We start from the raw sequence: 17,314 nt of genomic DNA, 5'->3' as shown, positions 1-17,314 counted from the left end.
GTCCTACGCGATGAGCCTGAGGGCCTGGGCCACCATCGCCTTGCTGACCTCGGCCGCCGCCACGTTGGCCTCGTAGGCGCGGGACGCCTCGAGCGCGTCGACCTGCTCGGCCACGCTGCTGATGTCGGGCACCATGACGTAGCCGTTGGCGTCGGCGTGCGGGCTGCTGGGCATGTAGCGGGCTCGCAGGGCCGACTCGTTCTGGTAGATCTCTCGGACGTGGACGCCCCCCGAGCGGCCATCCCGGGTGTGCGACGACGGATCGCCCGCGGCGAGCACGACCTCGCGTCGGAGATAGGGCGCATAGTTGCCGTCGGCGTCCTCGATGACGTGCGAGTTGGCGACGTTGGCCGCCGACGCGGTCAGTCGGATCCGCTGGGCGATCATGCCGCTGGTGGAGATATCGAGCGAGCCGTACATCCTCTACGCCCCCTAGCCCACCCGCTCGCTGACGGCCGCGTTCAGCACGCCCATGCGGCTGCGGAGCAGGTCCGACGCGACGCGGTACACCGAGTAGTTCTCGGTCATGGCCTGCATGAGCCGCTCGACGTCGCGATTGTTGCGGTCGTGCAGCAGGACGCCGCCGCGATCGGTCGTCGGGTGCAGGCGGATGCCGCCGCCCTCGGGCCGGACCTCGCGATTGCCCTTGAACGGCAGCGGGCCGTGGGTGCCGCCGTTGCGGGCCCGCCGGCGATCGATGGCCTCGCCCAGGGCTTCCTGGAATCGGAACGGCGAGACGTCCCGCATCTGGTAGTTGGGCGTGGTCATGTTGGCGACGTTGTGCGCGAGCAGGCGCTGCCGCTGGCCGGCGAATCGGATCACCGTCTCCAGGGCGGGCAGGGCACCGGATTGGAGCGTCTGCTGGAGCATCGCGGGAGCCCATCGCAAAACGCGGGCCACTCGGGCGGGGAGCCCGGCGGGGCCGCTAGAGGTCCTGCGGGACGAGTTCTTGTTCCTTCCACTTCTTGAGCTTGACGCCGAGGGTGCGCACCCCGATGCCCAGGGCGCGGGCGGTGCGCTGGCGGTGGCCCTGGAAGCGGTGCAGCGTGCGGATGATCGCGTCCCGCTCCATGTCCTCGAGTGTGGTCGAGCCCGGGGCGAAGGTGATGCCCGCGGCGGGATCGGCGGCGATCGCGGCGGCGGCGCCGTTGCGGAACCCGCCCGTGTCCGCGGCCCCGTGCGCGACGATCGCGGCGCGGTCCATCGGTCGGTGCGTCGCCTGCTCGCCCGGGCGAGCCTCGATGACCGCCCGCGGGCGCTCGGCGTCGGCGGGCCGCAGCGCGAGCCAGGGCTCGATCATGGAGCGCTGGATCTCGACCTCGTCCCGCCGATGGCCGCCAGCGCTGAGCACGACGGCCCGCTCGCAGACGTTCTGCAGCTCGCGGACGTTGCCGGGCCAGCGGTAGCCGCACAGCAGGTCGACTGCGTCCGGGGCGAGCCGCACCTCGCCCCGGCCCTCCCGCCGGGCGACGCGGCGGAGGAAGGTCTCGGCCAGCGCGGGCACGTCCTCGAGGCGATCCTCGAGCGGCGGCAGGTGGATGGGCAGCACGTTGAGGCGGTAGAAGAGGTCCTCGCGGAACTCGCCGGCCTCGACCGACCGCGGCAGGTCGCGGTTGCTGGTCGCCAGCACGCGGACGTCGACGGCCTGGGTGCGGCTGGAGCCGACGCGCTCGAAGGCCCGCTCCTGGAGCACGCGGAGCAGCTTGGCCTGGATGGCCGGGCTGACCTCGCTGACCTCGTCGAGCAGCAGCGTGCCGCCGTGCGCCAGCTCGAAGCGGCCCTTGCGCATCTTGTCGGCGCCGGTGAAGGCGCCCTTCTCGTGGCCGAACAGTTCGCTCTCGAGCAGGGTCTCGCTCAGCGCGGCACAGTTGACGGCCAGGAAGGGCCCGCCCGCGCGGGGGCTCAACTCGTGGATGGCGCGGGCCACCTCCTCCTTGCCCGTGCCCGAGCCGCCCACGATGAGCACGGTGCCGTGGGAGGCGGCCACGGTCTCGACCTGGGCCTTGACGCTCCGCATGGCGGGGGAGGAGCCGACGAGGCGCGACAGGCCGTCCCGCGGCTCGGGGCCCGGATCGGCGACGGCCGCATCCCCGCCCTGGGCCCGCAGCACGTCGTGGTCGCGCTTGAGGCGGGCGTGCTGGAGCGCCCGCTTGACGCAGATGATCAACTCGTCGCCCTCGAAGGGCTTGGTGAGGTAGTCGAAGGCGCCGAGCTTCATGGCCTGCACGGCCGTCTGGACGGAGCCGAAGGCGGTCATGAGGACCACGGGCAGGTCCTCGTCGACCTCTCGGACCGCCCCGAGCAGTTCGACGCCGGTCATGCGTGGCATCTTGAGATCGGTGACGATGACGTCGGGCCGCTGCGTGGCCATGCGCTCGATGGCGTCCTGGCCCGAGGTGGCGGCCAGCGCGGTCATGCCCGCCCGGCGGAGCACCGAGCAGACGCTGTCGCGCATCATCTCCTTGTCGTCGACGACGAGCACCGTGCTCACGGGTCGAGCCCTCCGCTGGCTTCGGCGTGCTGTGCGTCCCGCGGCGGTTCGGCCGGCACGGTCAGCGTAAAGACCGCCCCGCCCGCATCGGGCGAGGCCGCATCGACCCGCCCCCCGTGGGCGTCGGCGATGCGCTGCACCATCGCCAGGCCCAGGCCGCAGCCCGCCTGACGCGTGGTGTAGAACGGATTGAACATGCGTTCGAGCGTCTCGGCGGCTACGCCCGGACCGGTGTCTTCGACCGCGTAGGACACGACGCGGCCGAGGGCGGCATCGGTGCCCATGGCGACCCGGAGCGTGACGCGGCGATCGCCCGCGGAATCGGGCTGGCCGTGGTCCGCGATGGCCTCGATCGCGTTGCGGACGAGGTTGATCAGCGCCTGGGCGATGAGGCCGGCATCGATGCGGACGCTCGCATCCTCGCCCGCGGAGCTGCGCACCTCGAGCTCGACACCCGCGGGCTCGGCCAGGATGCGGCAGGTCGAGGCGGCGCGGTGCACGGGCTCGGCGGGATCGGCGTCGTCGATGCCCGGCGACAGCTCCCGCGCGAAGCGGAGGACGTCGCCGACCACGCCATCCAGCTCCCGGGCGGCGCGGAGGATCTTGTCGGCGGTCTCGGTCTGTTCGGCGAGGGGGTCGCCCGACCCCTCGAGGTCGGCGCGGAGCATCTCGGCGTGCAGGGCGATGGCCGCCAGTGGGTTGCGGACCTCATGGGCGATGCCGGCGGCCATCTCGCCGAGCGCCGCGAGCCGGCGGGATCGCTCCAGGCGAACGTTTGCATCCCTGAGTTCGGCCTTGAGCCGGCCGACCTCGCTCCGCAGAGCAACCTGGGTATGCTGGAGCTGGCTGGCCGCGTCGTTGAACGCGGTCATGAGCGCGGCCAGTTCCTCGGGCGAGACCGCGGCCGGCGCATCCACCTGGATGGGCTCCGCCGGGACGACCTCCGCTGCCGCCGACACGCTCACGCCTGGCGATCCTGGTGGCGTGGCGCGGCGGCGGGCGCGGCGGCGTAGGCCCGCATGGCGCCCCGCGAGCGGTTGAGCTGGCCCACCTCGCCGCTCACGCGTTCGCTGGCGGCCCGCAGATCGGCTCCCGAGCGGCTGTCCTGCGCGTCGACGCGGCCGGCGATGGCCTTGAGCTCATCGAGCCGCCTCGCGAGTTCGGCCCGCTCGTCCTCGGGCAGCCCCTCGACGAAGCGGTCCCACTGCTCGCGGACGTCGGCGATGCCCTCGTGCACGCGGACGAGCTCGTCGACCACCTCCTGCCGCTCGCCGAGCAGCCGGAGCAGGCCCTCGCCGTCGCCGGTCGCGATGAGGGCGTCCTGGCGTGGACCGAAGGCCGCCAGCCTGTCGTAGAGATCCGCTTGCCGCTCGACGGCGGGCAGCACGCGCTCCTTGAGCAGGGTGCGGGCTGGCTGGGTCATCCTGACCTCCCGGGCGCACTCCATGCGCCGCACGGAGGGCCATCGGCCGGGATGGGACGCCGGCTCCAAGTTTCGCGCACGATCTGCCGATCGACCGGCGGCGGCCACGGGATCGATGCCGGGGCCCGAGCCCTAACATCCCCGGCTCGCGATCCCTCGCGTACGCGGGCCCGTGCGGTCCGCCGCGCGGGGTCGATCGCTCCGGGCGTAGCTCAGTTGGATAGAGCAGCGGACTTCTAATCCGCAGGTCGCTGGTTCGAATCCAGCCGCCCGGGTTGCCGTCGACCCGGCGTCAGGCGGGCGCCAGGTGGTCGGCCGCGATCGCGGCGATCGCCGCAAGGGCGCGGTCGACGTCGGCCTCGGTGGTGAACTGACCGATGCTGAGCCGGACGGCGCCGCCGTCGTCGAGAGTGCCCATCGCGCCGTGGGCCCGTGGCGCGCAGTGGATGCCGGCGCGGACGAGCAGGCCGAATTCACGCTCCAGGCGGTCGGCCACCGCGTGCGGGTCCTGGCCCTCGAAGATCAGCGCGAAGACGCCGACGCGGCGGGCTGGATCGGCGGGGCCGAGCAGCCGGACGCCGGGCAGATCGCGCAGGCCCGCGATCATGCGCTCGATGAGTGCGATCTCGTGGTTGCGGACGTCGTCGACCCCGCGATCGAGCAGCCAGCGGACACCCTCGAGCAGGCCGGCGATGCCGATGGTGTTGTGCGAGCCGGGCTCGAACTTGGCGGGCATCGCCGTGGGGTGCACGTCGCTCTCGCTGATGGTGCCGGTGCCGCCCTCGCGGAGGGGATCGATGCGTTCCTCCAGGCCCGGGTGGATCCACAGCCCGCCGGTGCCCAGCGGGCCGAGCAGGCCCTTGTGGCCCGGGAAGGCGAGGAGGTCGATGGCATCCTGCTCGACGTCGACGGGCAGGTGGCCCAGCGACTGGGCGGCATCGACCAGCAGCGGAACGCCCGCGGCTCGGCAGAGCCGGCCGATGCCCGCGATGGGCTGGATGGACCCGGTCGCGTTGCTGGCGTGCACCACGGCGACGAGCAGCGTGTCGGAGGTCATGGCCGCGGCGATGTCGTGCGGCGAGGCCACGCCGTCGGCGTCGACGGGCACGCAGGTCCAGCGAATCTGGCCCGGCGCGAACGCCGCGAGCGCGTTGAAGGGCCGCAGCACGCTGTTGTGGTCCATGGCCGTGGTGACCAGGTGGATGCGGGCGTCGGGATCGAGGCGGCGCCGGTGCAGCACGAGGCCCTTGATCGCCAGGTTGAGTGCGTCGCTGGTGTTGAGCGCGAAGGCGATCTGGTCCGGGTCGCCGGCGTGGATGAGCCGCGCGATCGCGGCGCGGCACTGGACCAGGATGGCCGACCCCTGCTGTGCCTCGCGGTAGCCCCCACGGCCGGGCGAGGCGCCAATCTCGGCGGCGTATCGGACCATCGCCTCGGTGACCCGCGGCGGCTTGGGGAAGCTCGTGGCGGCGTTATCCAGGTACAGACGGTCGGCCATCGGGGGACTATACAGCCCGACGCTGGCGGCCCCGCCGGATCGTCGTGTATCTTGGGGCGGCCCCTCGGGGCCGGGAGTCCGAGCCGATGCTCTCGAGTCGCCAACGCGAACGCATCGCCCGCTACGCGCCCTTCGGCGCGTGGGTGCTGTGGTTCGATTGCGCGTGGCTGGCGGCCGTCGTCCACCTGGACCTGTGGGCGGCGATCGCGCGGGAATGGCCCATCGCGCTGGCGATGGCGCTGGGCTCGTACGTGGCGGGCTCGACGCCGATGGGCGGAGGCACCGTGGGCTTCCCCATCCTGGTGCTGCTGTTCGACGAGCCGGTGGGCCTGGGCCGCAACTTCAGCTTCCTGATCCAGAGCGTGGGGATGAGCTCGGCCACGCTGCTGATCCTGTGCAGCCGCAAGCCGCTGGCGCTGCGGCCGCTGCTGTGGACGCTGGCGACGGCGACGATCGTCGTGCCGATCGCGAATCGGCTGCTCGTGCCCGTGGTGACGCCCGCCGCGGTCAAGCTCATCTTCGCGGTCATCTGGGCGGGCTTCGGCGTCATGACACTCTTCAAGCTGCGGGACCTGCTGCGGACGCACCGCACCGACATGCTCTCATCCCGCGGCGATGCGATCGTGGGCGTGTGCGTGGGCGTGGTCGGCGGAACAGCGGCCGCGCTAACGGGCGTGGGCATCGACATGGTGATGTACACGGTGCTGGTGCTGCTGTACCGCTGCGACCTGCGGATCGCCATCGCTACGAGCGTGATCGCGATGGCGTGGACGTCGATCGTCGGGACGATCAACGCCGCGGCGCTCGGCGAGATCGACGCCGCGGTGCTGTCGAAATGGGCGGCGGCGGCGCCGGTGGTGCTCGTGGGCGCCCCCATCGGCGCGTTCATGCTGCACGTGCTGCCCCGCGGTGGCACGCTGGTGTTCGTCTCGGTGCTGTGCCTGGCGCAGTTCTTCTGGGCGCTCGAGCGCGTGGGGCCGGGCGCAGTGGGCATCGCGCTGAGCATTGGCGGCGTGCTGCTGCTGAATGCCTGCTTCCACCTGCTGTACAACTGGGGCGGCCGGCGGCTTAGCAGCGCCGCCACCGGAACGGGCTAGCCGCGGCCTGTACTTCAGCCCTTGGGCCGCTTGTAGAGCGGATTGTCGCGGATCTGGGCCTGGAGTTCGGCGCGACCGGTATCGATGGCGACCGTGGCGCCGGCGGCGGCGTGGGCGGCATCGACGAAGCCCATGGCGATCGAACGCCCGAGCGTCGGGCTCTGGCAGCCGCTGGTCACGACGCCGATCTCCGCGCCGTCGAGCTTGATGGGCATGCTGGTGCGGGCGGTCCGCTTGCCCTCGACCTCGAAGGCCACGAGCCGGCGGGGCGGGCCGCCCTCGTCGCGTGTCCGCTTGAGGGCGTCCTGGCCGATGAAGGGCTCGGGCGCGTCGCCCTCGTCCTTGTCGAGCTTGATGGCGAAGTCGATGCCGCAGGCCAGGGCGTTGATGTCCTCGCCGAGTTCCTGGCCGTAGAGGGGCATGCCGGCCTCGAGCCGCAGCGTGTCGCGGGCGCCGAGACCCGCCAGGCGGACGTCGCTGCCGGCGTCGGCCAGATCGACGTCCTTGAGCAGCAGCTTGAGCGCGGTCTCGACGATCGACGCGGGCAGGATGACCTCGACGCCGTCCTCGCCGGTATAGCCCGTCCGCGACACGATGATCTTGGCGATCAGCAGGTTCTTGACGGCGAAGCGGTACCGCTTGAGGGTGGGCACCTCGCTGCTGACCCGCGAGACCAGGTCCATGACCTTCGGACCCTGCAGGGCGACCATCGCGGTCTTCTCGGTCTGGTCGTCGATCTTGACGACGAGGTCGCCGGCGTCCTTGACCGCCCGGAGGTGATCGACGATCTTCGTGCGGTTGGCGGCGTTGACGACCACTACGAACTCGGTGTCGTCCATGCGGTAGACCAGCACGTCGTCCTTCACGCCGCCCTGCTCGTTGCAGATGAGGCCGTAGCGGCACTGGCCGTGCTGCATGTCGCCGATGCGGCGGGTGCAGACGCGGCCGAGCAGCCGCTTGGCGTGGCGGCCGTGCACCTTGAGGCGACCCATGTGCGAGACGTCGAACAGGCCGCCCGAGGTGCGGACCTGGGCGTGCTCGTCCTGGATCGAACCGTAGCTGATGGGCATGTCCCAGCCGGCGAAGTCGACCATCCTGCCGCCGTGCTGCAGATGGAGCTTGTGGAGCGGGGTTGTGAGCACGCACGCCTCCTTGTTGTGCCGCGGCGGCTTGCTGCGGCGGATCGCCATCGCGTCGCGGTCGTCAGGGTAGCGAGCCCGGCGTTCGGCTAGGGGCAACGCAGCGGGGAATCGGAGGGCAGCGGCCAGGGCGCGTTGTCGAGCAGCCGCGTGTCGCCCAGCCGGCAGGTCACCAGCGCCCGAGCGGGCGCCTCACCGGCGCGGGTGCCGCCGGGCAGCGGTTCGAGCGTCCCGGCATCCCGCACCGTGGCGTAGTTGATGTCCAGGCCCGCGAGCGTCCGCCGCATGGCGGCCTCCGCGTCGGCGAGCGTCGGCTCCTCCGACGCGGCACGCAACGCCCGAGGGATGGCCCCCGCCGCCCGCCGCTGCTCGGGCGAGAGGAACCGATTGCGGCTGCTGAGCGCGAGGCCGTCGGCGTCGCGGACGGTCGGGCCCGGGACGACGTCGATGTCGAGCCGCTGCTGCCGCACGAGATCGCCCGCGAGGCGGAGCTGCTGGTAGTCCTTCTCGCCGAAGATGGCCGCGGCGGGCGGGGCCATCGCGAACAAGCGGGCGAGGACCTTGGCGACACCCTCGAAGTGCCCGGGGCGGTACTCGTCCTCAAGGCCCTTGCCGACTCCGACGGCGGGCACCGGCGGACCGGCCGCTTCCACGCCATCGGGGTACACCATCTCGACCGTCGGCGCGATGATGGTGCGGGCGCCGGCCTCCGCGCACGCCGCGGCGTCTTCATCCAGCACGCGGGGGTATCGCTCGTAGTCGTGGGACTCGTCGAACTGCGCGGGATTCACGAAGATCGTGACGACGCAGCCGGCCTCGATGCCTCGATGCTGTGCCAGTGCGGCGGCCTGGCGGACCAGGGCGGCATGGCCCTCGTGCAGCGCCCCCATCGTGGGCACCATGACGCCGCCGGGGCGGTCGCTCGAACGCAGGAGCGCGTCCAGCTCGGCGAGCGTGCGCACGATCCGCATGCCGCAGCGTACGTCGCTAGCGCTCGTGCTCCCAGGCGCGGACCTCGTCGCTCTCGGGCTTGGGCATGAGGTCCAGCTCGACGAGGTAGAGCCCGTCGCCGCCGTAGTCGCACGACGCCACGCGGCCGGCGAGCACCACGGGCTTGTCGTCGATGAGGTGGACGGCGATCAGCAGCACCTTGTCGCGGTAGCACATCCGCCGCGAGCGGATGGACATGGCCGACCGGCTGACGCTCGTCGCCCGGGCCGACCACGTCGTCACCGGGCGGATGCGGTCGTCGAGTTCGGCGAGGTCGACCTCGGCGTCGAAGTCGTGGAAGGTCGGGGCGGCGGTCACCGCATCGGGCGACGCGGCGTCATCACCGGGTTCGCCCATGGGCTCCGCGGCGGCGGGATCGGGAACCGGCTGCGGCGCGGCGACCGGCGGCGCAGCGGCGGCCGAGGGCCCGGCGTCACCCGTGGCCGTCGACGGAAGCTTCGGCGGCGGGGGCACGGCCCCCCATTGATCCCACACGCTCACCCCCGCATCGATCGTTGCGAGCCGCCCGGCGCGACCGGCCTGGATGCGATCATCCGGCATGGGCTCAGCATCGGCGAGAAGCGGGCCCCAGACGAGCCGGGGAGGCCCCTGACGATCCGCGGCTGGCGTCCCGGGGCGGGAATGATGCCGCTATCGGACCCCCGCCGGAGTGCCGCTCATGGACCGCGACGCGATCGACAGGTGGCTGCGTGTGCTCGGGGCGGCGACGTCGACGCATCCGCTGCCCGAGCCCGCCGAGGCCGACGGTTGGATCGGCACCTTCGCCGACGAGGCCGGCCATCGACGCGACGTGGATCGCCCGCTGCTCGGCTGGCTGCTGGGCGTGGCCGCCGGCGATCGCGGAGCCGAACCGATCCACGAGGCGCCGATCGACGTCGTGCTGTGGGCCGCCGCCCGGGACGGCTCGATGCGCGAACTGGGCGTGCAGGAGAGCGGATCGCTGCAGCCCTTCGCCTGGGCCGAGGCCGGACGAGTGGCCATCGAGGTGTGGACCGAGCGGGAGCTGTCGGCCATTCAGGCGTTGTGGGCGATAGGGATCGAGCGGCGCGACGAGCACGCCCGCACGCGGGCCGAGGACGCCGCCCGGTGGTGCGTGGCGGAGCTGCAGCCCGACAACGCGACCAACCACCCCTGGGCGATCGACGTGTTCGCGTGGTTGGGTGCCCGCGGCGACGGCCACGCCGACCTGTACGCCCAGACGCTGCTGCACAACGCGACGATCGCCACCGGCCGGCCCGGTCGCTTCTCGGCGATGATCCTGCACGCGGCGGCCCGCTCGCTTCGGGCGGCGGTGGACCGAGAGTGACCGGCTAGGCCGGCTGCATCCGCTTCTTGGGGCGGCGGAGCCAGCGGCGGACCTGCGGCGAGACGTCCTTGGGCCCGTCGGGTTCGCCCGGGCGAGCCCCGAGCGCCACCCGTCTCGCGATGGCGGCGGCGCACAGCCCGAGGAACATCGGCTGGGGCGTCAGGGGTCGGCTTGTCAGCTCGGGGTGGAACTGGGCGGCGATGAAGAAGGGGTGCGTGGGACCGGCATCGGCCGAATCCCCATCGCCCGCGATCGGCTGGGCCAGCTCCAGCACCTGCATGATGGGCTGCGTGGGGTGGCGTCCCGAGAAGATCAGGCCGGCCTTGCCCAGCCGCTCGACGAAGGCCGGGTCGACCTCGTAGCGGTGGCGGAAGCGCTCGCGGATGGCGGCCTTGCCGGCGAAGAGGAAGGCCGCCAGCGACTCGGGCAGCAGGTCCACGTCCTGGGCGCCCAGCCGCATCGATCCGCCGAGGCCCTCGATCCGCTTCTGCTCGGGCAGTTCGCTGATGACCGGCGCGGCCGACTCGGAGTCGAACTCGGTCGAGGATGCGTCGGCCAGCCCTAGCACCGAGCGGGCGAACTCGATGACGGCAACCTGGAAGCCCAGGCAGATGCCGAGGTAGGGCAGCCCGCTCTCGCGGCAGTGCTTGACCACCGCCAGCTTGCCCTCGACGCCCCGCGTGCCGAAGCCGCCCGGCACGATCACGGCGTCGAGGTCGGCCAGGTCGCTGGCGGCGCGGGCGTCGTTGAGGTCGGTCGTGTCGAAGCGCTGCACCTCGATGTCGGCCCCTAGGTGGGCCGAGCAGTGCTCGATCGCCTTGTCGATCGAGGCGTAGGCGTCGGCGAGGTCGGTGTACTTGCCCGCCAGCCCGACGGTGATCTTGTGCTGTGGCTCGCTGGTCAGCTCGCGGACGAACGCCTGCCAGCGCTCCCGCTCGCGGTCCTCGTTGGCCATGTTGACCCGGTCGTGCAGGTCGAGCACCGAGAGGATCTCGCGGTCGAGCCCGTCGCGGCGCATCTCCTCGGGGATGAAGTAGATGCTCTCGCGGTCGTGCATGCTGAAGACCCGCCGCATGGGCACGTTGCTGTACATGGCGATCTTCTGGAGGGCCTGGCCCGTGACCGGGTTGTCGGCACGGCAGGCGATCATGTGGGGCTGGATGCCCGCCTCCATGAGCCGCTGGATGCCCAGCTGGGCGGCCTTGGACTTCTGCTCGCCCAGGGCCCGGGGCTCGATGACGTAGGTGAGCGCCACGAAGCAGACCGAGCGGGGCCCCTCCTCGAAGGCCAGCTCGCGGAGGGCCTCGATGTAGAAGCCGTTCTCGTAATCGCCCACGGTGCCGCCGACCTCGATCATCACGATGTCGGCCGGCCGGCCCGGGCCGTCACCGTCGCCGTCGCGGCTGCCGTCGCCCCGCATGGCCAGCTCGCGGAGCTTGCGCTTCACCTCGCCGGTGACGTGCGGGATCATCTGGACGTCGCGGCCCAGGTAGTCGCCCATCCGTTCGCGCTCGAGGACCTCGGTGAAGATCTGGCCCGACGTCGTGAAGTTGCGGCGGCTGAGGTTCTGGGCGAGCATCCGCTCGTAGGTGCCCAGATCCATATCGCACTCGGTGCCGTCGTCGAGCACGAAGACCTCGCCGTGGCGGTACGGGTTGAGCGTGCCCGAATCGATGTTCAGGTAGCCCTCCATCTTGATGGGCGCGACGACGAGGCTCTTGTCCTTGAGCAGCTTGGCGGCGCTGGCGGCGAAGATGCCCTTGCCCAGCCCGCTCATCACCGTGCCCAGCACCGCGACGTACTTCGTGCGGCCCCGGCGATACCCGGGCGGCACCGGCGAGTAGAACTCGGTGGTCAGCTGGCCCTCGGCGGCGCTGACGAGAAGCTCGTCGGCCCGCCGGCGGCGCTCGTCGCCCCGGGGTTGGTCATGCTCGAGATGGGGGAGGTTGCCGCCGGGCTGGATCGGGTGGTCGGGCACCAGAAAGCGTAGGCGGGGGCTCCGGCGGCGTCAGGGCGTCAGGGCGTCTGGCGCGCCCGGTGGCGTTCGACGAAGGCGGCATACTGCTCGGGCGTGTCGATGCCGGTGTGCGAGGACTCGCGGATGGCGACGGCGATGGGCAGGCCGTGCTCGAGCCAGCGGAGCTGTTCGAGCTGTTCGGCTTGTTCGAGGGGCGTCGGCGACAACGTACGCAACTCGTTCAGCGTCGCCGGCGTGTAGGCGTAGATCCCGACGTGGCGTAGCGTCCCGGCAACCGCGTCACCGACCGATTCGCGATCGCGGTGGAATGGAATCGATGAGCGAGAGAAGTACAGCGCTCGACGGTAGCCCTTCTCGTTGGGCGTGGTCGTCACGACCTTCACCACGCTTGGGCTCGACGAAGCCGAAGGATCGTTGATCGTGGTCGCCACGGTGTAGCACTCGAGCGCCATTGGATGGAAGCGCGTCAGGACGCCGTCGATTGCGTCGGATTCGATCTCGGGCTCGTCCCCCTGGACGTTGATGACGCAGGCTTGGAGCCCGAGCTTGAGCAGTGACGCCGCCTCCGCTACGCGGCTCGTCCCAGTCGCGTGCTCGGCGCTCGTCAGCACCGCCTCGAATCCGTGCTCGCGGACGGCCGACGCGACCTCCTCGGCATCGGTGGCGACGACGACCCGGTCGACCGACTCGGCCTTGCTCGCCTGCTCGCAGACGTGCACGACCATGGGCCTGCCCGTGTCGGCGGCCAGCACCTTGCCCGGGAAGCGGGTGGAGCCCAGGCGGGCGGGGATGATGGCGGTGGCCTTCGGGGGCGGCGGGTGGCCCATGGCTTAGGCCTGGCGGAGCTCGCCCAGCAGTTCCTTGGCCTCGGCCCGCTTGTCGCGGATGTCGCGGAAGCCCAGATCGCGGATGGCGATGGCGCTGGCGATCTTGTCGGCCTCGGCGGCGGCCTCGGCGTCGCCTCGCTCCTTGGCGCGGCCCAGCAGCGCGCTCATGAGCCCGTAGCGGATGTCCATGCCCACGGCGTCGCTATCGCGGCCGTGCACCTGCAGGGCGTCACGGAAGGTAGCGACGGCCTCGTCGCTCCAACCCATCGCCATGAAGGACTGCGCGAGCATGTGCTTGACCTTGACGCGGAGCTTGGGCTCCTCCTGGGCGGCCTGCAGCAGCGTGATGGCGTCCTCGTGCTGGCCCAGCTCGAAGTGGCGGAAGCCCAGCTCGTACTTGAGGTGCAGGTCCGTCGGGTAGGCCTCCACGCGAGCGGCGTAGACCTTGATCTCGGCCTCGAGCACGTCCTTCAGCCCCGATTCGTACTCGGCCCGTAGCTCTGCGTTGTCGGGCTCGGCATTCACCTTCTTCTTGAGGTTCGAGAGCTTGCGGCGCCAGGCGCGGAGCTTGATATCGTCGGCGGCCTGGCGGAAGCGGAATTCGCGGGTGAGCTGGTAGCCCCGCTTGTACAGCTCGTAGGCGTCCTTCTCGTCCTTCGGGGTGCCGCGCTCGAGCAGCCGCTTGGCGAGCTGGTTGATGGTCGCGGGGTCCTCGGGCCGCTGCTGGTAGTCCTCGCGGGCGTTGGCGATGAGCCGCTCGATGGTGACCTCGTCCTTGGAGATCGCCTCCTCGTCCTGCAGCCGCCGCTGCTTCTCGGCGTCGCGGATGTTCTTGCGGAAGCCGCCCTCCTTGCCGGTCTCGTCGTAGCCGCCCTGCGACATGGTCGCCTGGGCCGAGAAGTTCTTGACGGCGTGGGCGAGGTCGGTGTCGGCGGGCGCGAGCTGCACGGCGATCTGGCCGGCGCGGACGGCCTCGTCGTAGGCGCCGATCTTGGCGAACAGCTGCATCAATCTCTTGAAGGCCGAGCTCGTCGGCCGCTTGGCCCGCTGGTGGAGCGCCATCGACCGCTCGAGGCACCAGTAGGCCTGCTCCTGGAGGTTGATGCCCGCGGCGGCATCGCCCGCCCGCATCGCGGCGTCGCCGTCCTCCATTCGGGTGCCCCAGGCCAGCAGCGCCGCGAGGAACTTGTCGGCGGGACCCTTGGTGCTCTCGAGGTTGACCTTGGCCTTCTTGCGGGGGTTGGCCGACGCGTACTTGCGGGCCGACTCGAAGAAGCTCTCCATGGCGGTCTGGTCGCTGGGGTCCATCCGCAGGCCCTGCAGCCAGAGCGTCATGGCGTACTCGTAGTTGGTGGTCTCGTGCGCGGTGCGTGCGTGCTCGAAGAAGGCGGCGGCCTTCTCGGGGTTGAAGGTCACGCCGGGCTCGGCGCCCTTGACACGCTCGGCCTTATCTGGCTTGGACTTGTCGAGCTTGGACTTGTCGGGCGCGGCCGGCGAAGCCTCGCCGTTGGCCCGCGGATCGCCGCCGGCGTCCGTGGCCTTCTGCTCGCCCTTCTTCTTCCCGCCGAATAGAGCCAAGTGCACACCCCGCGTCGTGTTTGGTGCCGGCTGCGTCGGCCGGCGTCGTAGCGTCCTGCGTGGACCCAGATTCTAGGGCCGCCCTCGGGCGGGCCCCGGTCCGCGCCAATACCATCGGTCGTGCCGCCGCACGCCGAAACAGACCACGCTCCCGTCGATCCGGCCAGCCTTCGGCTTCGGATGTTCCCGGATCCGTGCCTGCGCGAGCACGCACGACCGGTCGGGGAGGTGACCGAGGAGGTCCGCCAGGTCGCCCAGCGGATGCTGGAGATCATGCACGCCGAGGAGGGCATCGGCCTGGCGGCCCCGCAGGTCGGGCTGGCTTGGCGGATGTTCGTCTGCCGGCTGCCCGCGGATCCGCACGCCGAGCCCGCCGAGTCGGGCCTGCCGGTCGACACCGAGGGCGAGCCGATGGTGTGCATCGACCCCGAGCTGAGCCTCGAGGGGCCGATATCGCCCTTCGAGGAGGGCTGCCTGAGCCTGCCGGACATCCGCGGCATGGTCCAGCGGCCGCCGATCGTCCGCCTTGAGGCGACCAACCTCGACGGCGAGCGGTTCTCGGTGCGGGGCGACGGGCTGCTGGCCCGCTGCTGGCAGCACGAGATGGACCACCTCGACGGCGTGCTGATCATCGACAAGTTCGCGCAGCTCGATCGCCTGCGGACGCGGTCGGCCCTCCGCCGCCTCGAGAAGCGAAACGCCTGAGGGCGACGACCCGGGAGCACCGCACGGATGCGCGTGGCCTACTTCGGTTCCGGCGAGTTCGGCCTGCCGACGCTGCGGATGCTGCACGCCGAGCACGAGCTGGTCGGCATCGTCACCCAGCCCGACAAGCCGACGGGCCGAGGCAAGAAGCTGGCGGCGACCCCGATCGGCGCGCACGCCCAAGAGCACGGCATCGCGGCCCCGGTGCTCAAGCCCGAGCGGGTCAACGAACCTTCGGTCCGCGACGCGATCCGCGGGTGGGACTGCGAAGCATGGGTCGTCATCGCCTTCGGCCAGAAGCTGGGCCAGAAGCTGCTAGCGGACCGCTTCGCGATGAACCTGCACGCCTCGCTGCTTCCCCGGTGGCGGGGCGCCGCGCCCATCCATGCCGCGGTCATCGCGGGCGACACGACCACCGGCGTGAGCGTCATCACGCTGGCCGACGAGATGGACGCCGGGCTCATCCTGGGCCAGCGTGCGATGGCGATCGAGCCCGATCGCACCACCGGGGAATTGCACGACGTGCTGGCCCGCGACGGCGTCGAGGCCGTCCGGCGGGTGCTGCGACGGCACGCCAACGGCACGCTGGAGCCACGTGAGCAGGATCCCGCGCTGGTGACGTTCGCGGGCAAGCTGAGCAAGGCCGACGGCTGGGTGGACTTCGCGCAGCCCGCCGCGACCTGCCGGGCTCGCGTGCATGGGCTGACGCCGTGGCCGGGCGTGTCGATCCGCGTGGGCGAGCACGCCGCGAAATTGCTGCGGGTGCGCGAACAAGAACATGGCGGCGCATTCGATTCCCCGCCGGGCACGCTGCTCGCCGATGCCGGCGTCGTCGCCTGCGGGGGTGGCACGACGCTGCGGCTTCTGGAGGTCCAGCCCGCGGGTGGGCGCCCCATGGCGTGGGAGGCGTTCGCCAACGGCCGGGGCATCCGGGCCGGCATGACTGTGGAATCGGAGCGCAAGCCGTGCGAACCCTCTGGGACCTGATCCGACGCCCTTCACCCACGCCCGAGCCGCCGGTCGCGGTAGTTCCCGCGCCCGTTCCGCCGCGGCGGCGTCCGCCGGCGCGCCGGTCGGCGGAGCGGTACGACGCCGTCGCGCGGGCGATGCTCGATCGCTACGGCATCCGGGTGCGGAAATGGCGGAGCAGCACCAGCGGCGTGGCGTGGGAGGTCGCCTATGCCGACGGCACGCGATCCAGGCTCATCGAATCGCCCAGGCCCCGCGGGCCGATCTCGGCGGCGGTCTTCCTGCACGAGGTCGGCCACCACGCCATCGGGCTGGGCACCTACACCCCCCGCTGCCTCGAGGAGTACATGGCCTGGAAGTTCGCGCTCGAGCAGATGCACGAGCACGGGCTGTCGATCACGCCGCGGGTGCACCAGCGGATCGACGAGGCGCTGCGATATGCGGTGGCCAAGGCGCGCAGGCGGGGCCTGAAGCGACTGCCCGAGGTGCTCGCGCCCTACGACGGGCTCGGGCCGGTAACACCCATCGTGATCGAGCCTCGCACGCCGGCGGCTACGCCGCCCGGCGGGGCGGCTGGGGCATCTCCTCCCGCGGCCTCGGCGGCGGGGTGAAGACCAGTCCCGCGTTGCACTCCGGACAGGCGTTGCGGCCGATGCCCCGCAGCGTCTCACCGCACTTGGGGCAGACTCCCTCGCGGGCCGCACGGCCGACGCGGACCGACCAGTAGCCCAGGGACCCGGAGACGCCGGCGTGCCAGGCGATGATCGCCACGAGCGAGGACTCGGCGGCCTCGCCCCGCGAGAGCGCCGCGCCGGCGACGAGCGCCGTCACGATCGAGACGTGCAGCATGACCGCGGCCGACATGGTGCCGATGAACAGCGCCGCGCCGGTCAGCACGCCGCCCGCCAGCAGGCCGGCTGCGGTCGCGAAGTCGGCAGCGGTGTCGGGCGAGAGCCCGCGCGCAATCAGCGGTGCCGACGCGTGCTCGACCGCGTAATCCTGGAGGATGGGCATCCACATGCCGAAGGCGCCCGCCCACGCCAGCGGGATGAGGGCCGACATCGACGCCCGCCGCCTCGCCAGCGCGAACGCGACGAGCGTGTAGAGCATGCATAGCAGCCCGAGCGCGAGGATGCCGCCCTGCCAGTCGATCGGCAGCAGCCAGTGCGCAATGCCGGCGGCGGCCAGCACCGATGCCAGCCAGATCAAGAACGCCGACCGCGCTAGCCAGGGATCGTGTTCCATGCGCGCAACCCCGAGCGCCACCACGCCGGGTGGCTCCGGGGCTGGCT

General features: G+C 71.6%; 18 protein-coding genes and 1 tRNA gene. 6 read left to right on the top strand and 13 right to left on the bottom strand.

The features are described from left to right. Nucleotides 1-3: 3 nt before the first annotated feature. From flgC to AAFX79_00580, 5 genes are read right to left on the bottom strand one after another with little or no spacing between them, the layout of a single operon-like run. A complete protein-coding gene (flgC, locus tag AAFX79_00600) occupies nucleotides 4-420 on the bottom strand; it encodes a flagellar basal body rod protein FlgC (protein MEO1007046.1) in 417 nt (138 codons plus the stop codon). A 12-nt stretch (nucleotides 421-432) separates the two neighbouring features. After that, nucleotides 433-870: a hypothetical protein gene (locus tag AAFX79_00595; GenBank protein MEO1007045.1), complete on the bottom strand. Its 438-nt coding sequence runs from the start codon at nucleotides 868-870 to the stop codon at nucleotides 433-435. A gap of 55 nt (nucleotides 871-925) precedes the next feature. Further along, nucleotides 926-2,491 carry a sigma-54 dependent transcriptional regulator gene (locus AAFX79_00590; GenBank protein ID MEO1007044.1) on the bottom strand — a complete coding sequence of 522 codons (1,566 nt, stop codon included), beginning with the start codon at nucleotides 2,489-2,491 and terminating at the stop codon, nucleotides 926-928. Next, nucleotides 2,488-3,456: an ATP-binding protein gene (locus AAFX79_00585; GenBank protein ID MEO1007043.1), complete on the bottom strand. Its 969-nt coding sequence runs from the start codon at nucleotides 3,454-3,456 to the stop codon at nucleotides 2,488-2,490. Before AAFX79_00585 ends, AAFX79_00590 begins: the two co-directional genes overlap by 4 nt. After that, a complete protein-coding gene (locus tag AAFX79_00580; GenBank protein ID MEO1007042.1) occupies nucleotides 3,453-3,914 on the bottom strand; it encodes a hypothetical protein in 462 nt (153 codons plus the stop codon). The genes AAFX79_00585 and AAFX79_00580 overlap by 4 nt, the downstream gene beginning before the upstream one ends. A gap of 201 nt (nucleotides 3,915-4,115) precedes the next feature. Between AAFX79_00580 and AAFX79_00575 the strand changes: the two genes are divergently transcribed. Beyond that, nucleotides 4,116-4,189: transfer RNA gene (locus AAFX79_00575), tRNA-Arg, on the top strand. Between the two features lie 17 nt (nucleotides 4,190-4,206). Here AAFX79_00575 and AAFX79_00570 read toward each other — a convergent pair. Continuing rightward, nucleotides 4,207-5,412, bottom strand: a complete 1,206-nt coding sequence (locus tag AAFX79_00570; GenBank protein ID MEO1007041.1) for an aminotransferase class V-fold PLP-dependent enzyme — start codon at nucleotides 5,410-5,412, stop codon at nucleotides 4,207-4,209. Between the two features lie 86 nt (nucleotides 5,413-5,498). Here AAFX79_00570 and AAFX79_00565 point away from each other — a divergent pair, with 86 nt between their 5' ends. Beyond that, on the top strand, nucleotides 5,499-6,509 hold the full coding sequence (locus AAFX79_00565) for a sulfite exporter TauE/SafE family protein (protein MEO1007040.1): 1,011 nt from the start codon (nucleotides 5,499-5,501) through the stop codon (nucleotides 6,507-6,509). A 14-nt stretch (nucleotides 6,510-6,523) separates the two neighbouring features. Here the strand turns inward: AAFX79_00565 and gcvT are convergent, their stop codons facing one another. From gcvT to AAFX79_00550, 3 genes are all read right to left on the bottom strand, one after another. Continuing rightward, the gene (gene gcvT / locus AAFX79_00560; protein MEO1007039.1) at nucleotides 6,524-7,651 is read right to left on the bottom strand and encodes a glycine cleavage system aminomethyltransferase GcvT; all 1,128 of its coding nucleotides are present in this window, start codon (nucleotides 7,649-7,651) and stop codon (nucleotides 6,524-6,526) included. Between the two features lie 86 nt (nucleotides 7,652-7,737). Then, nucleotides 7,738-8,619: a pantoate--beta-alanine ligase gene (gene panC, locus AAFX79_00555; protein MEO1007038.1), complete on the bottom strand. Its 882-nt coding sequence runs from the start codon at nucleotides 8,617-8,619 to the stop codon at nucleotides 7,738-7,740. A gap of 16 nt (nucleotides 8,620-8,635) precedes the next feature. Next, nucleotides 8,636-9,199, bottom strand: coding sequence for a hypothetical protein (locus tag AAFX79_00550; protein MEO1007037.1), 564 nt, complete (start codon nucleotides 9,197-9,199; stop codon nucleotides 8,636-8,638). A 118-nt stretch (nucleotides 9,200-9,317) separates the two neighbouring features. Between AAFX79_00550 and AAFX79_00545 the strand changes: the two genes are divergently transcribed. After that, complete coding sequence (locus AAFX79_00545; protein ID MEO1007036.1) at nucleotides 9,318-9,965, top strand: hypothetical protein; 648 nt, start codon at nucleotides 9,318-9,320, stop codon at nucleotides 9,963-9,965. A gap of 4 nt (nucleotides 9,966-9,969) precedes the next feature. On the opposite strand, the gene AAFX79_00540 is transcribed toward AAFX79_00545, so the two are convergent. Genes AAFX79_00540 through AAFX79_00530 form a run of 3 tightly spaced genes read right to left on the bottom strand, consistent with a single transcriptional unit; the run spans nucleotide 9,970 to nucleotide 14,354 of the window. After that, nucleotides 9,970-11,943, bottom strand: coding sequence for a CTP synthase (locus tag AAFX79_00540; protein MEO1007035.1), 1,974 nt, complete (start codon nucleotides 11,941-11,943; stop codon nucleotides 9,970-9,972). 38 nt (nucleotides 11,944-11,981) lie between these two features. Continuing rightward, entirely contained in the window at nucleotides 11,982-12,770 is a 789-nt protein-coding gene (gene kdsB, locus AAFX79_00535) for a 3-deoxy-manno-octulosonate cytidylyltransferase (GenBank protein ID MEO1007034.1), read from the bottom strand. Nucleotides 12,771-12,773: 3 nt separating this feature from the next. Continuing rightward, nucleotides 12,774-14,354, bottom strand: coding sequence for a tetratricopeptide repeat protein (locus AAFX79_00530; GenBank protein ID MEO1007033.1), 1,581 nt, complete (start codon nucleotides 14,352-14,354; stop codon nucleotides 12,774-12,776). Nucleotides 14,355-14,468: 114 nt separating this feature from the next. On the opposite strand from AAFX79_00530, the gene def reads away from it, so the two are divergent. Genes def through AAFX79_00515 form a run of 3 tightly spaced genes read left to right on the top strand, consistent with a single transcriptional unit; the run spans nucleotide 14,469 to nucleotide 16,633 of the window. Next, the gene (def, locus tag AAFX79_00525; protein MEO1007032.1) at nucleotides 14,469-15,053 is read left to right on the top strand and encodes a peptide deformylase; all 585 of its coding nucleotides are present in this window, start codon (nucleotides 14,469-14,471) and stop codon (nucleotides 15,051-15,053) included. Nucleotides 15,054-15,080: 27 nt separating this feature from the next. Then, nucleotides 15,081-16,040 carry a methionyl-tRNA formyltransferase gene (gene fmt / locus AAFX79_00520; GenBank protein MEO1007031.1) on the top strand — a complete coding sequence of 320 codons (960 nt, stop codon included), beginning with the start codon at nucleotides 15,081-15,083 and terminating at the stop codon, nucleotides 16,038-16,040. Next, nucleotides 16,019-16,633 (top strand): hypothetical protein, encoded by a 615-nt coding sequence (locus AAFX79_00515; GenBank protein MEO1007030.1) that lies wholly within the window; start codon nucleotides 16,019-16,021, stop codon nucleotides 16,631-16,633. The genes fmt and AAFX79_00515 overlap by 22 nt, the downstream gene beginning before the upstream one ends. Here the strand turns inward: AAFX79_00515 and AAFX79_00510 are convergent. Further along, on the bottom strand, nucleotides 16,575-17,267 hold the full coding sequence (locus AAFX79_00510) for a hypothetical protein (GenBank protein ID MEO1007029.1): 693 nt from the start codon (nucleotides 17,265-17,267) through the stop codon (nucleotides 16,575-16,577). The two genes, AAFX79_00515 and AAFX79_00510, sit on opposite strands and share 59 nt — an antisense overlap. Between the last annotated feature and the right edge of the window lie 47 nt (nucleotides 17,268-17,314).

The sequence above is a fragment of the Planctomycetota bacterium genome (genome assembly GCA_039819165.1).
In the GTDB taxonomy this organism is placed as follows: Bacteria; Planctomycetota; Phycisphaerae; order Phycisphaerales; family UBA1924; genus JAHCJI01.
Note: the sequence above shows the minus strand (reverse complement) of the source record. Positions and strands in the feature narration are given on the sequence as shown.

What these genes read in the sequence shown, in the direction of transcription:
- flgC (MEO1007046.1), bottom strand. Translation starts at nt 420, where the DNA reads ATGTACGGCTCGCTCGATATCTCCACCAGCGGCATGATCGCCCAGCGG.
- AAFX79_00595 (MEO1007045.1), bottom strand. Translation starts at nt 870, where the DNA reads ATGCTCCAGCAGACGCTCCAATCCGGTGCCCTGCCCGCCCTGGAGACG.
- AAFX79_00580 (MEO1007042.1), bottom strand. Translation starts at nt 3,914, where the DNA reads ATGACCCAGCCAGCCCGCACCCTGCTCAAGGAGCGCGTGCTGCCCGCC.
- AAFX79_00570 (MEO1007041.1), bottom strand. Translation starts at nt 5,412, where the DNA reads ATGGCCGACCGTCTGTACCTGGATAACGCCGCCACGAGCTTCCCCAAG.
- AAFX79_00565 (MEO1007040.1), top strand. Translation starts at nt 5,499, where the DNA reads ATGCTCTCGAGTCGCCAACGCGAACGCATCGCCCGCTACGCGCCCTTC.
- panC (MEO1007038.1), bottom strand. Translation starts at nt 8,619, where the DNA reads ATGCGGATCGTGCGCACGCTCGCCGAGCTGGACGCGCTCCTGCGTTCG.
- AAFX79_00550 (MEO1007037.1), bottom strand. Translation starts at nt 9,199, where the DNA reads ATGCCGGATGATCGCATCCAGGCCGGTCGCGCCGGGCGGCTCGCAACG.
- AAFX79_00545 (MEO1007036.1), top strand. Translation starts at nt 9,318, where the DNA reads ATGGACCGCGACGCGATCGACAGGTGGCTGCGTGTGCTCGGGGCGGCG.
- kdsB (MEO1007034.1), bottom strand. Translation starts at nt 12,770, where the DNA reads ATGGGCCACCCGCCGCCCCCGAAGGCCACCGCCATCATCCCCGCCCGC.
- fmt (MEO1007031.1), top strand. Translation starts at nt 15,081, where the DNA reads ATGCGCGTGGCCTACTTCGGTTCCGGCGAGTTCGGCCTGCCGACGCTG.
- AAFX79_00510 (MEO1007029.1), bottom strand. Translation starts at nt 17,267, where the DNA reads ATGGAACACGATCCCTGGCTAGCGCGGTCGGCGTTCTTGATCTGGCTG.